At 72.9% G+C, this 13,685-nt stretch carries 13 protein-coding genes; 6 read left to right on the top strand and 7 right to left on the bottom strand.

What is annotated here, in order from left to right; all coding sequences use genetic code 11:
- A partial coding sequence (locus ACRDTB_RS33720; RefSeq protein WP_431436264.1) for a CHAT domain-containing protein occupies positions 1-1,556 on the top strand: 1,556 nt, incomplete at its 5' end.
- Positions 1,557-1,703: 147 nt separating this feature from the next.
- On the opposite strand, the gene ACRDTB_RS33715 is transcribed toward ACRDTB_RS33720, so the two are convergent.
- Positions 1,704-1,874, bottom strand: a complete 171-nt coding sequence (locus ACRDTB_RS33715; RefSeq protein ID WP_431436267.1) for a hypothetical protein — start codon at positions 1,872-1,874, stop codon at positions 1,704-1,706.
- Between ACRDTB_RS33715 and ACRDTB_RS33710 the strand changes: the two genes are divergently transcribed.
- From ACRDTB_RS33710 to ACRDTB_RS33695, 4 genes are read left to right on the top strand one after another with little or no spacing between them, the layout of a single operon-like run.
- Positions 1,819-2,307 (top strand): AMIN-like domain-containing (lipo)protein, encoded by a 489-nt coding sequence (locus tag ACRDTB_RS33710; protein ID WP_431436266.1) that lies wholly within the window; start codon positions 1,819-1,821, stop codon positions 2,305-2,307. The genes ACRDTB_RS33715 and ACRDTB_RS33710 overlap by 56 nt on opposite strands.
- A gap of 42 nt (positions 2,308-2,349) precedes the next feature.
- The gene (locus tag ACRDTB_RS33705) at positions 2,350-2,958 is read left to right on the top strand and encodes a PadR family transcriptional regulator (RefSeq protein ID WP_431436263.1); all 609 of its coding nucleotides are present in this window, start codon (positions 2,350-2,352) and stop codon (positions 2,956-2,958) included.
- Entirely contained in the window at positions 2,955-3,677 is a 723-nt protein-coding gene (locus tag ACRDTB_RS33700) for an ABC transporter ATP-binding protein (protein ID WP_431436262.1), read from the top strand. Before ACRDTB_RS33705 ends, ACRDTB_RS33700 begins: the two co-directional genes overlap by 4 nt.
- A complete protein-coding gene (locus ACRDTB_RS33695; RefSeq protein ID WP_431436261.1) occupies positions 3,674-6,316 on the top strand; it encodes an FtsX-like permease family protein in 2,643 nt (880 codons plus the stop codon). The genes ACRDTB_RS33700 and ACRDTB_RS33695 overlap by 4 nt, the downstream gene beginning before the upstream one ends.
- 8 nt (positions 6,317-6,324) lie before the next feature.
- Here ACRDTB_RS33695 and ACRDTB_RS33690 read toward each other — a convergent pair whose 3' ends face one another.
- The 6 genes from ACRDTB_RS33690 to ACRDTB_RS33665 all read right to left on the bottom strand — a co-directional run bounded on the left by ACRDTB_RS33690 (position 6,325) and on the right by ACRDTB_RS33665 (position 11,643).
- The gene (locus ACRDTB_RS33690) at positions 6,325-7,326 is read right to left on the bottom strand and encodes a quinone oxidoreductase family protein (protein WP_431436260.1); all 1,002 of its coding nucleotides are present in this window, start codon (positions 7,324-7,326) and stop codon (positions 6,325-6,327) included.
- Positions 7,323-7,682 (bottom strand): hypothetical protein, encoded by a 360-nt coding sequence (locus ACRDTB_RS33685; RefSeq protein ID WP_431436259.1) that lies wholly within the window; start codon positions 7,680-7,682, stop codon positions 7,323-7,325. Before ACRDTB_RS33685 ends, ACRDTB_RS33690 begins: the two co-directional genes overlap by 4 nt.
- Positions 7,683-7,826: 144 nt before the next feature.
- Positions 7,827-8,690, bottom strand: a complete 864-nt coding sequence (locus tag ACRDTB_RS33680) for an extradiol ring-cleavage dioxygenase (RefSeq protein ID WP_431436258.1) — start codon at positions 8,688-8,690, stop codon at positions 7,827-7,829.
- Complete coding sequence (locus ACRDTB_RS33675) at positions 8,683-9,504, bottom strand: citryl-CoA lyase (protein WP_431436257.1); 822 nt, start codon at positions 9,502-9,504, stop codon at positions 8,683-8,685. Before ACRDTB_RS33675 ends, ACRDTB_RS33680 begins: the two co-directional genes overlap by 8 nt.
- Positions 9,497-10,642 (bottom strand): CaiB/BaiF CoA transferase family protein, encoded by a 1,146-nt coding sequence (locus tag ACRDTB_RS33670; protein ID WP_431436265.1) that lies wholly within the window; start codon positions 10,640-10,642, stop codon positions 9,497-9,499. Before ACRDTB_RS33670 ends, ACRDTB_RS33675 begins: the two co-directional genes overlap by 8 nt.
- Positions 10,643-10,833: 191 nt before the next feature.
- Entirely contained in the window at positions 10,834-11,643 is an 810-nt protein-coding gene (locus ACRDTB_RS33665) for an IclR family transcriptional regulator domain-containing protein (RefSeq protein ID WP_431436256.1), read from the bottom strand.
- A 125-nt stretch (positions 11,644-11,768) separates the two neighbouring features.
- Between ACRDTB_RS33665 and ACRDTB_RS33660 the strand changes: the two genes are divergently transcribed.
- Entirely contained in the window at positions 11,769-13,220 is a 1,452-nt protein-coding gene (locus ACRDTB_RS33660; RefSeq protein WP_431436255.1) for an amidohydrolase family protein, read from the top strand.
- Positions 13,221-13,685: the final 465 nt, after the last annotated feature.

Genomic DNA, 13,685 nt, shown 5'->3' with positions numbered 1-13,685 from the left:
GCGAGCTCGGGCTGGACAACGACGCGGAGGCCGCCGAGCTGCTCGCGGCCCGCGCACACCTCGGCCGCGGGCGGGCGGACGATGCGGCCGCCCGCGTGCGCCGCCAGCCCGGCCGTCGGTCCACTGTGGACACCAGGTTGCAGCGGCACCTCGTCCAGGCCCGGATCGCGGCTGCCCGCGGCGACCGCCCCGCCACGTTCCGGCACGCCCGGGCCGGCCTGGACCTGCTCGGCGAGCACCGCAGCCACTTCGGCAGCATCGACCTGCAGACCGGCGTCACCACGCTCGGCGCCGAGCTCGCCCGCGCCGGCCTGGACGCCGCGCTGGCCGACGGCCGGGCGCCCACGGTGTTCCGCTGGCTCGAGCATTCCCGCGCGCAGGCGTTCCGCTCGCGCGCGGTGCACCCGCTGGACGACCCGGCCACCGCGGACGCCCTCGCCGAGCTGCGGCAGCGGTCCCGGGTGGCGCGGGCCAGCGAGCTCGAGGGCCGCCGCGACCCGGTGGCGATGCGCCGCTGCGCGGAGCTGGAGCGCCAGATCCGCGCCCGCAGCTGGCAGGCCAGCGGGACCGGCGAGAACCTGGCCGAGGCCTCGCTCGCCGAGGTCCGCGCCGAGCTCGCCGCCGCCGGTGCCGCGCTCGTCAGCCTGCTGACCGTCGGCGGGCGGATCCACGCGTTCCTGGCCACCGGCCGCACCACCCGCATCGTCGAGCTCGGTGACCTGGCGATCGCCGCCGAGGCCGCCACCCGGCTGCGCAGCGACCTGGACGTGCTGTGCGGGCGGGCCCTGCCGGCCGGCCTCGACGCCACGGTCCGGACCTCCGTGCGCCGCCAGCTCAGCGTGCTGACCGAGCACCTCATGACCCCGCTGCGCGGCCACCTCGGCGACGAGGACCTCGTCATCGTGCCGACCGGCCCGCTCTCCGGGATCCCGTGGACGCTGCTGCCCGACCTGCGCGGCCGCCCGGTGACCGTGTCCCCGTCGGCCACCGTCTGGTGCGGCGGCCGACGCACGCCCCGCCGACCCGACGCGGGGGAGCTGCTCGTGGCCGGCCCGAACCTCACGCACGCCGCCGACGAGGTCGGGCAGCTGTCCGGCATCTACCCGCGAGGCGAGACCCTGCTCGGCGAGGACGCGACGGTCGAGTCGGCGATGAAGGCGCTCGACGGGTGCGGCATCGCGCACTTCGCCACGCACGGCCACCACGAGCAGGACAGCGTGCTGTTCTCCCGACTCGACCTCGTCGACGGGCCGCTCATGGCCTACGACATCCACCGGCTCGACGCGGCACCCGAGCACGTGATCCTCTCCTCGTGCGACGTCGGCCGGTCGGTCGTGCGGGACGGCGACGAGATCCTCGGGTTCACCGCCGCCCTGCTCTACGGCGGCACGCGGACCGTCGTGTCGAGCGTCGCGCGGATGGACGACGAGGCGGCGGTCGGCGTGATGACCGCCTACCATCGCGGGCTGGCCGGCGGCGTGGCCCCGGCGCGGGCCCTGGCCGACGCCGCGCTCACCGAGCCGCTCACGCCGCTGGTCTGCTTCGGCAGCGGGTGACGTGCACGTTCGTCGGGGTGTCGGCGAAATTCCTCAGTCCGGACAAGGGATGGGGCGCGATCTCCCTCTCCCGAGCTCCCGGACGGCCGGATCTGGCAAGAAGGCGAAACGGGAAACAACGCCCGGGCACGCCGCACGTCTCTCCTTTCATCGAACCGCGAATGCGCGGTACGAATTCCGAGGGGAGTCGGTGAAAATGTTGCGAAGAATGGGAGTATTCGCCGCGGCGGTCGCCTTGGCGGCCGGGTTGACGCCGGTCGCGGTGGCGTCGGTGGCCTCGGCGGCGGGCCCGGCATCGGCGCCGTACTGCGGGATCACGTGGGGATCTCGCGACAAGACGGCTAATCCGAGCACATCGCCGCGATTGGTGAACGTCCGCGCCGGGCGTCACGATTGTTTCGACAGGCTGGTGTTGGACGTCCGTGGTGGAAATGTCACCGGATATTGGGTGCGGTATGTCGCGACCATGACCGAGGACGCGAGCGGGCGGGTCGTTCCCCTGCGCGGCGGGGCGAAGCTGTCGATCACCGCGCAGGCACCCGCGTACGACGCGGCGGGGCGGGCGACCTATCGCGTCGCGAACCGCGCTGAGTTGGTGAACGTGGCCGGGTTCCGGACCTTCCGCCAGGTGGCCTGGGCCGGTTCGTTCGAGGGCACGACATCCGTCGGGCTGGGTGTGCGGGCGCGGCTGCCGTTCCGGGTCTTCACGCTGCCCGGCCGGCTCGTCGTCGACGTGGCCCATCTCTGGTGATCGGGTTGCGGAATGGATACCGGGTATGCATACTCGGTATCCATGTCCATCAAGTACGGCCTGCTGGCCCTGCTCGAGCGCGAGCCGATGTACGGCTACCAGCTGCGCAGCGAGTTCGAGCGCTCCACCGGCGCCACCTGGCCCCTGAACATCGGGCAGGTCTACACGACCCTGTCCCGCCTGCACCGTGACGGCCTGGTCGAGGAGGTCGGCGACTCCGGAGCGTCCGCCGAGCAGGGCAAGGTCGTGTACCGGCTCACCGACCGCGGCCGCGCGGACCTCGTCCGCTGGTTCATCACGCCGGTCACCCAGGACGACCGGCCCCGCGACGAGCTGGCCATCAAGGTCGCGCTCGCGGTGACCACACCCGGCGTGGACGCGCGGGCCGTCGTACAGGCCCAGCGCACCGCGACCGTTCGCCACCTCCAGGAGCTCACCCGGCTCAAGGCCCGCGCGGACGGGGAGGACCTGGCCTGGCTGCTCGTGCTCGACTCGATGATCTTCCGCGCGGAGGCGGAGGTGCGCTGGCTCGACCACTCCGAGACGCGGCTCGCCCGCATGCCCCGGCCGTCGGGACGCGGCGCCGCGCGTACGGCGACGACCGAGCCGCAGATCCAGGAGGAGACCGAGACTCGTGAGGTGACCCCATGACCGAGTACGCGATCGAGCTGCGGGACGTCACCCGCGTGCACGGCAGCGGCGACGCCGCGGTGAACGCCCTGGACAGGGTGAGCCTCGCGGTACGCCCCGGTCAGCTGGTCGCGGTCATGGGCCCGTCCGGCTCGGGGAAGTCGACCCTGCTGCAGCTGGCCGGCGGCCTCGACGAGCCCGACGAGGGGTCGGTCCGCGTCGAGGGCGTCCGGCTCGGCGAGCTGACCCGCGCCGGGCTCGCCGCGCTGCGCCGCCGCAGCGTCGGCTACGTCTTCCAGGACCTCAACCTCATCCCGGCGCTGACCGCCGCGGAGAACGTGGCCCTGCCGCGTGAGCTCGACGGGGTGCGGGCCCGCCGGGCGCGGGCCGAGGCGCTGACCGCGCTGCGCGAGGTCGACATCGCGGACGTCGCCGACCGGTTCCCCGACGAGATGTCCGGCGGCCAGCAGCAGCGGGTGGCGATCGCCCGCGCGCTGGTCGGGCCGCGCCGGCTGCTGCTTGCCGACGAGCCGACCGGTGCGCTCGACTCCTACACCGGCGAGGCCGTGCTCAAGGTCATCCGCGCGCGCTGCGACGAGGGCGCGGCCGGGCTGCTGGTCACGCACGAGGCCCGGCACGCGGCGTGGGCCGACCAGATCGTCTTCCTGCGCGACGGCCGGGTCGTCGACGAGACCGGCGTGGCGCCCGCCCCGGACAGCCTGCTCGAGGGCGCGTCATGAGCCGTGGGTGGCGGCCGGCGCTGCGGATCGCGCGGCGGTCGATGTGGCGCCACCTCGGGCGGTCCGTGCTGATCGCGTCGCTCATCGCGGTGCCGATCGCCGGGGCGACCGTGATGGACGGCCTGCTGCAGACCATGACCAGCGCGGAGGCGAACGCGTACGACGCGATGGGCGACGCGGACGGCCAGGCGGAGGTCACCCAGTTCAGCACGCTGCCGGGCTGGCAGCCGGGGACCTACCCGGACACGACCGAGGAGGGAGACCGCGACCCGGCGGCAGTGGACCTGGCCGGCCTGCTGCCGCCGGGCTCGCGGGTCGTGCCCGAGCTCACCAGCTCCTCCCTCCGGCTGACCGAGGGCGACCGGATCGTGCGCACCCAGCTCGACGAGGTGGCGCTCGGCGACCCGCTCACGGCGCACCAGGCCCGGCTGGAGTCCGGCCGGCTGCCGGACGGGCCGGACGAGGTGCTGGTGACCGTGCCGCTCGCGGAACGCCTTGGTCTGCTCGACGGCGAGGTGCTGCGGCCCGGCGCGCGGGTCACCGGTGAGGGCGGGCCGTCCGTCGCGGTCACCGGGCTCGCGGTCGCGCCGCGCGCCATCGGCCGGGAGGCGGTCTTCGCGCGGCCGGGCGCGGCACTGGCCGACTCGCCGGGATCCACGCCGTTCTCCGAGGAGGCACCGTCGAGGTTCCTCGTCGACCTGCCGTCCGGCACGGACGTCGACGCGGTCTGGCCGGCGCTCGCCGCGGAGCACGGCGTCACACTGCTGCCGCGGACCGCGTACACCGAGCGGGATCGCTACCCGGCGATGTTGGGCTCCGACGACGTGCTGGAGACGACCGGGCCGGTCGCGCTGGTGGTCGGCTTCGGACTGCTCGAGGTGGTGCTGCTGGCCGGCGCCGCGTTCGCGGTCGGGGCTCGCCGGCAGGTTCGCGAGCTGGGCCTCATCGCGGCCAACGGCGGCACCGGCAAGCACGTCGGGCGCACGGTCCTGGCCCAGGGGCTGATCCTCGGCCTGCTCGGCGCGGTCGGGGGGCTGCTGCTCGGTGGCGTGGTGATCTTCGCGGCGTGGCCGCTGTGGGAGGGGCTCACCGGGCGGCTGGTCGACGGCTGGCGGTTCGGCTGGCCCGAGCTCACCGTGGCCGGCCTAGTGGGGATGCTGTCGGGGCTCGCCGCGGCGCTGCTGCCGGCGGTCGGCGCGTCCCGGCTGCGGCCGGTCGACGCGCTGGCGCAGCGCTTCCGCAGCACGTCGCTACGGGCCCGGCTGCCGGTGCTCGGGGTCGTCCTGCTGGCGGTGGGCGTCGTGGGCGTGCTCGGCTCGGGGATGCTGGCTCGCCGGGAGATCGAGGAGAACCTCGCCGTGCGGGAGCAGACCTACAACTACGTCCAGGCGGACCACACGCTGCCGACCATCGGCGTGCTGGTGGCCGGGCTGCTGGCGGTGGCCGGGATCATCATGATCACCTCCGGCCTGGTGGCCGCGCTCGCCCGCACCGGTGGCCGCCTGCCGCTGTCCGGCCGGCTGGCCCTGCGCGACGCGGGGCGGCACCGGCACCGGACCGTGCCGGCCGTCGCGGCGATCATGATCGTCGTGACCGGCTCGGTGACGATGGCGTTCTCGTTCGCCGCGGTCGCGGCCGGCGACCTGCGCAACCAGCCGGACAACACGATCATGGTCCGCCCCGATCCGTCGATCAACGCGGTCGGCGAGACACCGTCCGCCGAGGAGCGCCGCGACTTCGTGGAGGGAACCGGCGAGGTGGCCGCGGAGCTGCCCGAGTCGTCGGTGGTCGAGGTGCGGACCGTCCAGGACGAGGCCGGCTCCATGGTCGGCTTCGCTTCGGGCGGGTCGCCGACCTGCCCGTTCTCCGGGGTCGGCGTCGCGAGCCCCGAGGTCCTGGCGCTCGTCCTGGACGAGCGCCCGAACCCGGGCCTGCTGGCCGCACTGGACCGGGGCGAGGCCGTGGTGCTCGACGACTGCGTCATGGCGAACGGGACCGCTCGCACCGAGCCCTCCACCGAGGGTGCCGAGCCGGTCGTGCTGCCCGCACGGCACCAGCCACGCCCGGACGGCACGGCCTACTTCTCGCTGCCCGGCGCGTTCGTCTCTCCCGCGACGGCGCGGGCGCACGGCTGGACCGAGACCGTCGACATGGCGGCCGTGCCGCACTCGGCCTCGGCGAGCGCGGACGAGGTCGACGCGGCGATCACGAGCGCCGAGGACCACGGGTTCGACGTGTGGGAGCATTCCGAGACCGCGGACGAGCTCAACGTGGTCAACATGTCGCTCGCCGCCGGGGCCGGGCTCGTCACGCTGCTCGGGGTGGCCATCACGGTCGCGCTGTCGGTCGCGGAGAGCCGGGCCGACCTGGCGACGCTCGCGGCCATCGGCGCACAGCCCCGCCGCAGGCGCACGTTCGCGGGCGCGCAGGCGTTCGTCCTCAGTGGACTGGGCACCGTGCTCGGCGTGGCGCTCGGCGGGGTCCTCGGGTTCGCCGTGGGCCCGCTGTCGGGGCAGCTGGAGTTCGCGGTGCCGTGGTCGAACCTGGCCGTCACGGTCGCGGTCGTGCCGCTGCTCGCGGTCGCCGTCGCGATGGTGGCCACGCGCGCGAAGCTGCCGATGGTGCGCCGGGTGGACTAAGAGGCCGCTTACGGGACGAGGACGATTCGGCCCGACGCCACGCCGTCGGCCTGCCGCTGCCAGGCCGCGCCGGCGTCGGCCAGCGGCACGGTCTCGTGCGCGACCGCGAGCCGTCCGGCCACGGCCTGCTCGGCGACGTACGTGATCGCCTCCGCGCGACGGGCCGCCGTCAGCTCGGTGTTGGTGTACCCGAGCAGCCGCAGCGACTTGCTGCGCAGCGTCGACGAGTCGATCGGGCAGGTCTCGGCCGCCGAGCCGCCCAGGTTGACCAGCCGCCCGCCGGCCCGCAGCGTGCGGGCGGCGGCCGCGGCCGGCGCGCCGAACAGCGGGTCGAGCACCAGGTCCACCGGCCCGTCCGTGGCGGTGGCGAACCGGGCCGCGAGCTCGTCGACGTCCTCGGTGTCGAGCGCGACGACGGCGTCCGCGCCCGCCTTGGCCGCCCGTTCCCGCCCGTCCGGTGACCGCGCGCCCGCGACCACCCGGCGGGCGCCCGCACCCCGGGCCAGCTGGACGGCCGCCTGCCCGACGACGCCACCGGCGCCGAGCACGACCACCTGCTCGCCGGCCGCGAGCTCGCCGCGCCACGTGAGCGCCAGGTGCGCGGCGACCGCCGACAACCCCAGCGCGCCGACCGCGACCGGGTCCGCCCCGGCGGGCAGCTCGACGAGCTCGTCGGCCCGGGCCACCGCGACCGCGGCCATACTGCCGTCGCCCGGCGCGATCCCGGCCGAGGTCGGGAACCACACGGTCCGCCCGGCCACCCCGCCGACGACCGTGCCGACCCCCTGCACGCCGGGCACGTACGGCGTGGCCGGCACGCCGAAGTACGAGGTTCCGCTGGCGCACAACAGGTCCAGCGGCGTGATCGGCGCGGCCCGCACCTCGACCAGCACCTCGCCCGGGCCCGGCGCCGGCGCGGGCCGGTCGGTAACCACCGGCGGCCGGCCGGGCTCGATGATCTGTGCGGCGCGCGTCCGGTCGCTCGGGTGGCTCGTCGGGTGGCTCGTCATGTGGATATGTCCGGATAGGGCAGCGAGTTGTGCGCGAGCCGCCGGGCGTACTCGAGCTGGAAGCCGAGCCCCTCGTGGTCGCGCTCGAACATCGCGATGAACAACGTCAGCGTGAGGAACGGGTGCGCGCCCAGCTCGAACAGCCTCGGATAGTCGTGAGTGGACAGTGCGGCACGCTCGGTGTCGTCGAACGTCAGCCACGTCGACGCCTCAGTGCCGTGGCAGTTGAGGATCTTGTTGGCCTGCTCGGCCTCCCACCACGCGACCGTCCCTTGTGGATCATCTCGGTACCGCTCCACCAGCTCCGGGTCGCGGTCGACGGTGAACAGGAACTTGTCGAGGAGGTACTTGCTCACGACGCCTCCTCGCAGGCTCCGAGGCGCCGCTCGCGGTCGCCCTGTGACATTGGTTCGCTCGCAGGCTCGCTCACGACGCCTCCTCGCAGGCTCCGAGGCGCCGCTCGCGGTCGCCCTGTGACATTGGTTCGCTCGCAAGCTCGCTCACGAGCGGGCTCCGTTCGGGTACCAGGTGAAGTAGGCCTCCATCGTGTGGAACAGGTCGTAGGTGTCGACGTAGTCGGCCTTGCGGCCCTCGCCGGCGACGCCCATCATCAGCATGAAGTCCATGAACCCGTGGGTCGCGTTGCCCGGCAGGTGCAGGCTGTCCAGCGTCACCTCGCCGCAGCAGCCCTCGATGTCCCCGGTCGAGATCCACTCGACGGCCTTGCGGTCGAACTCCGGGTCCGGCCCGTGCGGCCCGAACTGGCGTGGCCCGCCCAGCTCGAGCGACAGGTGGCCGGTGCCGATGACCGCCACGCGCTGCTGGGACGGCCAGGACTCCACCAGCTCGCGGATCTTCCGTCCCAGTTGGACGAACCGAATCGGCCGGGGGAGTGGCGGGGCGAAGATGTTGGTATAGATGGGCACGATCGGGAGGTCGTTCTGTGGCCGCAGCGTGATGATCGGGCACGTGATCGAGTGGTCGATGCGCAGCTCGTTGGAGAACGCCAGGTCGAAGCCGGCGTCGATGCCCTCGCGCAGGAGGTAGGCCGACAGGTCCTCGTCGCCGCGCATCGTCATCCGCGGCAGGCCGAACTCGCGCTCCTCGTTGTACCAGTTGGCGTCGTAGAACGGTGCCTTGCCGACGAGGAACTGCGGCATGTTGTCCAGCCACAGCTGGTGAAAGTGGTCCGACCCGACCATCACCAGCACGTCGGGCCGGGCTCTCGTCAGCGTCTCCCGGAACGCCTCCACCTTGCGCACCCACTCGTCGGCGAAGGGCGGTCGGTCCTCGCCGGTCGAGGTGCTGGCCCGGTAGTAGAACGGATGATGGGTGGACGCGATGACCGCGACCAGCTCAGCCATGCCGACCTCCGTCGTTCGAGCCGTACGGTTCCGGGGGTACGGACGTGTTGTTCAGGTCCACCGACAGGAAGACGTCGTTCGCCACCGGGTTGCGCAGCTCCTCGGCGAGCTGGCCGATCAGCCCGGCCGTGCGGGCGAGCAATGCGAAGCCGCGCAACAGCTCCAGCGGCAGGCCGAGGTCGGCGAGAGCCGCCCCGCAAACCCCGGCACCGTTGAGCGGCAGCGTCCGGCCGAGCACCCGAGGGTGCACCCGGCCGATCGCCGCGAACAGCGACAGGTGCGGCCCCAGCAGGCCTTCCTCGCGGGCGATCTGGAACAGCCGCGGCGTGCGCGGGTCGACCTCCTTGTGCACGTGGTGGCCGAGGCCGGGGACGAACCGCTTCGCCTCCCGCTCCGCGGTCACGACCTCCAGCGCCAGCTCGTCCCACCCGGCAGCGTCCATCTGCACGTCCAGCGGCAGCTGCCGGCCGTCGAGCACGGCGTGCAGGAACCGCCCGCAGTCCTCGGTGACGCCGAGGAACCGCGAGCCGCCGCCGAGCAGGCCGGCCGCGAGCGCGCCCTGCACGGAGTCCGGCGCGGACAGGTAGGTCAGCCGCGTGACGATCGCGGTCGGCGTGAACCCGTGGTCGGCGAGCGCCGCGAGCACCGCCTCGAACACCCGCGTCTCACCTGGGGTCGGGCGCCGCTGCGTGGCGAGCCAGAACGCGAGCTCGCCGAAGCCGACCTCGCCCATCACGTCCGCGGCGAGATCCTTGCCCAGCAACGTGATGGCGTCGCGCGAGGACGCGCCGAGCGCGGTCGGGTACTCAGGCATCCTTGTCCCCCAGCCACTTCCGGAGCTCCACGCCGTGCTCGTCGAGCTCGGGCGGGGGCAGTGAGTACGACACCGGGGTCGCGGAGAACCGGATCGGGTGCCGCGTGGTCGGGACGGCCCGCCCGCCCGCGCCGACCTCGACGATCGGGTCGAGCTCGAACCGCTCCGCCATGGCGAACCCGCCGTCGATCGTGTTGATCGGTCCACAGGGGACACCGGCCTCGACGAGCAGGTCGAACCACTCGACGGCGCCGCGCTCGACGAGCCGATCGGTGAGCAGCGGGCGCAGCTGCTCGCGGTTCTCCGTGCGGTCGGCGTTGCTCGCGAAGCTGGGGTCGTCGGCGACCTCGGGGATGCCGAGCACCTCGCAGAGCCTGCGGAACTGGCTGTCGTTGGCGGCCGCGACGATCAGGTCGTTGTCCTTGGTGGGCAAGGGTTCGTAGGGGAACACGCTCGGGTGCGCGTTGCCCATCCGGTACGGCACGACCCCGCCCGCGGCGAACGCGGAGCTGTGGTTGACCAGCCCGGTCAGCGCGGAGGACAGCAGGTTCACCTCGACGTGCTGGCCCCGCCCGGTGGCGTCGCGGTGGCGCAGCGCGGCGAGGATGCCGATGACCGCGTGGTTGCCGGCCATCACGTCGAACACCGAGATCCCCGCGCGGTAGGGCGGCCCGTCCGGGTCGCCGGTGAGGCTCATCAGGCCCGAGATCGCCTGCACCATCAGGTCGTAGCCGGGCACGTGCCGGCCAGCGCCCGTCCCGAAGCCGGTGATCGAGGCGTAGATCAGGCCGGAGTTGTCCGCGCGCACGGAGTTGTAGTCCAGCCCGTACCTGTCCAGCCCGCCGGGCTTGAAGTTCTCGATCAACACGTCCGCCCGCCGCGCCAGCTCCCGACCCAGCTCCGCGTCGGCCTCGTCGCGCAGGTCCAGCGCGATCGACCGCTTGCCCCGGTTGATGCCCAGGTAGTAGGTCGACTCGCCGTCCCGCACGGGCGGCATCCAGGAGCGGGTGTCGTCGCCCTTCGGGCCCTCGACCTTTACGACGTCGGCACCCATGTCGGCGAGCAGCATCGTCGCGTACGGGCCGGCCAGGATCCGGGAGAAGTCGGCGACCAGGATCCCGTCGAGCGGACCAGTCAGCGTCCCCTGGTTCGCTTCGTTCGGTCGCTGACTCGCCGGCTTCCCTCCTGCGCTGCTCGGCGTTCGTTCCTGACGCCTGCGCTGCTCGTCAGTCCAGCCGGCGAACGCTCCCTCACTCTCGCTCACGAAGCCTCCGTCCGTATCGCGGACAGATGTCCGTCAAGGCGATCCTGCCACGTTCCGGACGAGCGTCAAGACGCCTCGGTGCGGGTCACGTGCGGCACGGCCGCCAGCCGGGCGAAGTCCGCGCTGATCTCGCCGGCCGCCTTCAGTAGCAGCGGCAGGTGGTGGCCGACCAGGTGCTCGACGGTCGTTTCGGCCGCATGCGTGTTGACGTTCAGCGCGGCGATGACCTTGCCCGAGCCGTCGCGCAGGGGAGCGGCGACCGAGCGGATGCCCAGCGCGAGCTGCTGGTCGGTGAGCGCCCACCCGCGAGCCCGGACCTCGCGCAACTCCGCGTCCTGCTCGGCGCGGTCGGGCTGCCAGCGCGCGGTGAGGCCCGACCGGGTGGGCTCGGCCAGCACCTGGTCGACCTCCTCCGGGCACAGCGCGGCGAGCAGGACCTTGCCCAGCGAGGTCTGCAGCGCGGGGAACCGGGTGCCGATCTGCACGGTGAGCCCCACGATCTTGGGCACCGCCACCCGCGCGACGTAGACGATGTCCGAGCCGTCGAGCTGGGCGATCGAGCACGACTCGTCGGTGGCCGCCGACAGCTCCTCCAGGTGCGGGCGGGCGACGTCCCACAGTCCCTGCGAGCGCACGTAGGACACGCCGAGGTCGAGCACCCGCGGGGTGAGGGCGAACCCGGGGCCCTCGGCGCGGACGAAGCCCAGGTCGTTGAGGGTCAGCAGGATCCGCCGCGCGGTCGGTCGGGCGAGCCCGGTGGCGGTCGCGACCTCGGCGAGCGTCATCACGGGCCGGCCCGGCTCGAAAGCGGTGATGACGTCGAGCCCGCGCGCGAGCGCCTCGATGAAGTCCGGCCCGGTGCCTTCCCGTGGCATGGCGCCTCCTCGTTGCTGGCGCAACCATTGACTTTTCCCGCAGCGCTCACCAGAGTAGCGAACGGACGACCGCATCGCGGACAACTGTCCGCATTCCCGCGTAGCAGCAGGTGAGGAGTTCACCGATGAACGACTTCGAACCGGGCAGACCTGTTCTCCTGCGCGGCGGCACGGTGCTGCCGATGGACGACGCACGCTCGGTGCTCCCCGGCACCGACGTCCTCGTCCTCGACGACCGGATCGCCGAGGTGGGACGTGACCTCGTGGCGCCCGAGGGAGCGGCGGTGGTCGACGCGTCCGACGGCATCGTGATGCCGGGGATGATCGACACCCACCGGCACATGTGGCAGACCGCGATGCGCGGCTACGGCGCGGACTGGACGCTGACCCAGTACTTCGTCTGGTACTACCTGGAGCACGGCAAGAACTTCCGCCCGCAGGACATCCACGCCGGCAACACGCTCGCGGCGATCGAGGCGCTGGACGCCGGCGTGACGACGTGCGTGGACTGGTCGCACGGCCTGCAGACCGTGGACCACGCGGACGCGGCGGTCGACGCGCTGCGGTCGGTGCCGGGCCGGTTCGTGCTGGCGTACGGCAACCTCCAGCAGCCGCCGGCGGTGTGGAGCGGCGCGCCCGAGTTCCGCGACTTCGTGAATCGCCGGATCACCGGTGACGACCTGCTGGGCTTCCAGCTGGCGTTCGACGTCACGGGCGACCCGTCGTTCCCGGAGAAGCCGGCGTTCGAGGTGGCGCGTGACCTCGGCGTCGCGGTCACCACGCACGCGGGGGTCTGGGGCGCGACGAGCGACGACGGCATCCGGCTCATGTACGACAACGGCTTCATGACGCCGTCGAACATCTACGTGCACTGCGCGTCGCTGTCCGCCGACTGCTACCACCGCATCGCGGCGACGGGCGGCGCGATCTCGGTGGCCACGGAGAGCGAGCAGAGCGCGGGGCAGGGCTATCCGCCCACGTGGGCGATCCGCGCGCACCGGATCCCGGTGTCGCTGTCGATGGACACGAGCGTGTGGTGGAGCGGCGACCTCTTCTCGGCGATGCGCTCCACGCTGGGCGCCGACCGCTCGCGCGAGCACCTGGAGGCGCAAGCGAAGGGCGACACGGTGACGCATTCGAGCCTGCGCGCGGACCAGGTCGTGGAGTGGGCGACCCGTGGCGGCGCCGCGGCGCTGGGCCGGTCGGACATCGGCTCGCTGGCGGTCGGCCGGAAGGCGGACGTCGTGCTGATCAAGAACGAGCACTCGCCGGTGTCGTTCCCGGTGCTGAACGTCTACGGCCACGTGGCGTTCCAGGCCCAGCGCGGCGACGTGCACACCGTGCTGGTGAACGGCCGGGTGGTCAAGCACGACGGCCGGCTGGTCGGCATCGACCTGGCCGCGGCCCGCCGGGAGGTCGAGGAGACCGTCGAGTACCTGAGGGCCACGCTGGGCGAGGAGGAGTGGCGCAAGGGCATGAACCCGGACATCCCCGAGTCGAAGGTCCTCGACAACCCGTACCAGTACACGGACTACCAGAGCTCGGCCACGAGAAGCGGCGCCACCGCCGAGGCCTGACCCACCCCGCGAGTCCAACGTTCCCGACCCGCGAGTCCAACGTTCCCGACCCGCGAGTCCAACACTCGGAACCCGCGAGTCCAACGTTCCCGACCCGCGAGTCCAACGTTCCCGACCCGCGAGTCCAACACTCGGAACCCGCGAGTCCAACGTTCCCGACCCGCGAGTCCAACGTTCCCGACCCGCGAGTCCAACGTTCCGGACCCGCGAGTCCAAGAGCGTTATTCAGAAGTCACCAGCCGAATCGGTAGTGCTCGAGGGTGGTGATGATGCGGATGAGGTTGGGGAGTTCGGTGAGGCGTCCGCGGTAGCCGGTGGCGAGGATTTTCCAGTTCTTTCAGTGGGCGATGGCCCGTTCGACCGCAGCGCGCAGTGTGGAGATGCTGCGGTTCCAGATCTCGGTGGAGGGATGGTGGTCGCGGCCAGGGGGTCGGCGTCGGGGTCGGATTACCCGGGTGCCTTGGT

This window comes from Actinophytocola sp., from assembly GCF_050699935.1.
In the GTDB taxonomy this organism is placed as follows: domain Bacteria; phylum Actinomycetota; class Actinomycetes; order Mycobacteriales; family Pseudonocardiaceae; genus Actinophytocola.
Note: the sequence above shows the minus strand (reverse complement) of the source record. Positions and strands in the feature narration are given on the sequence as shown.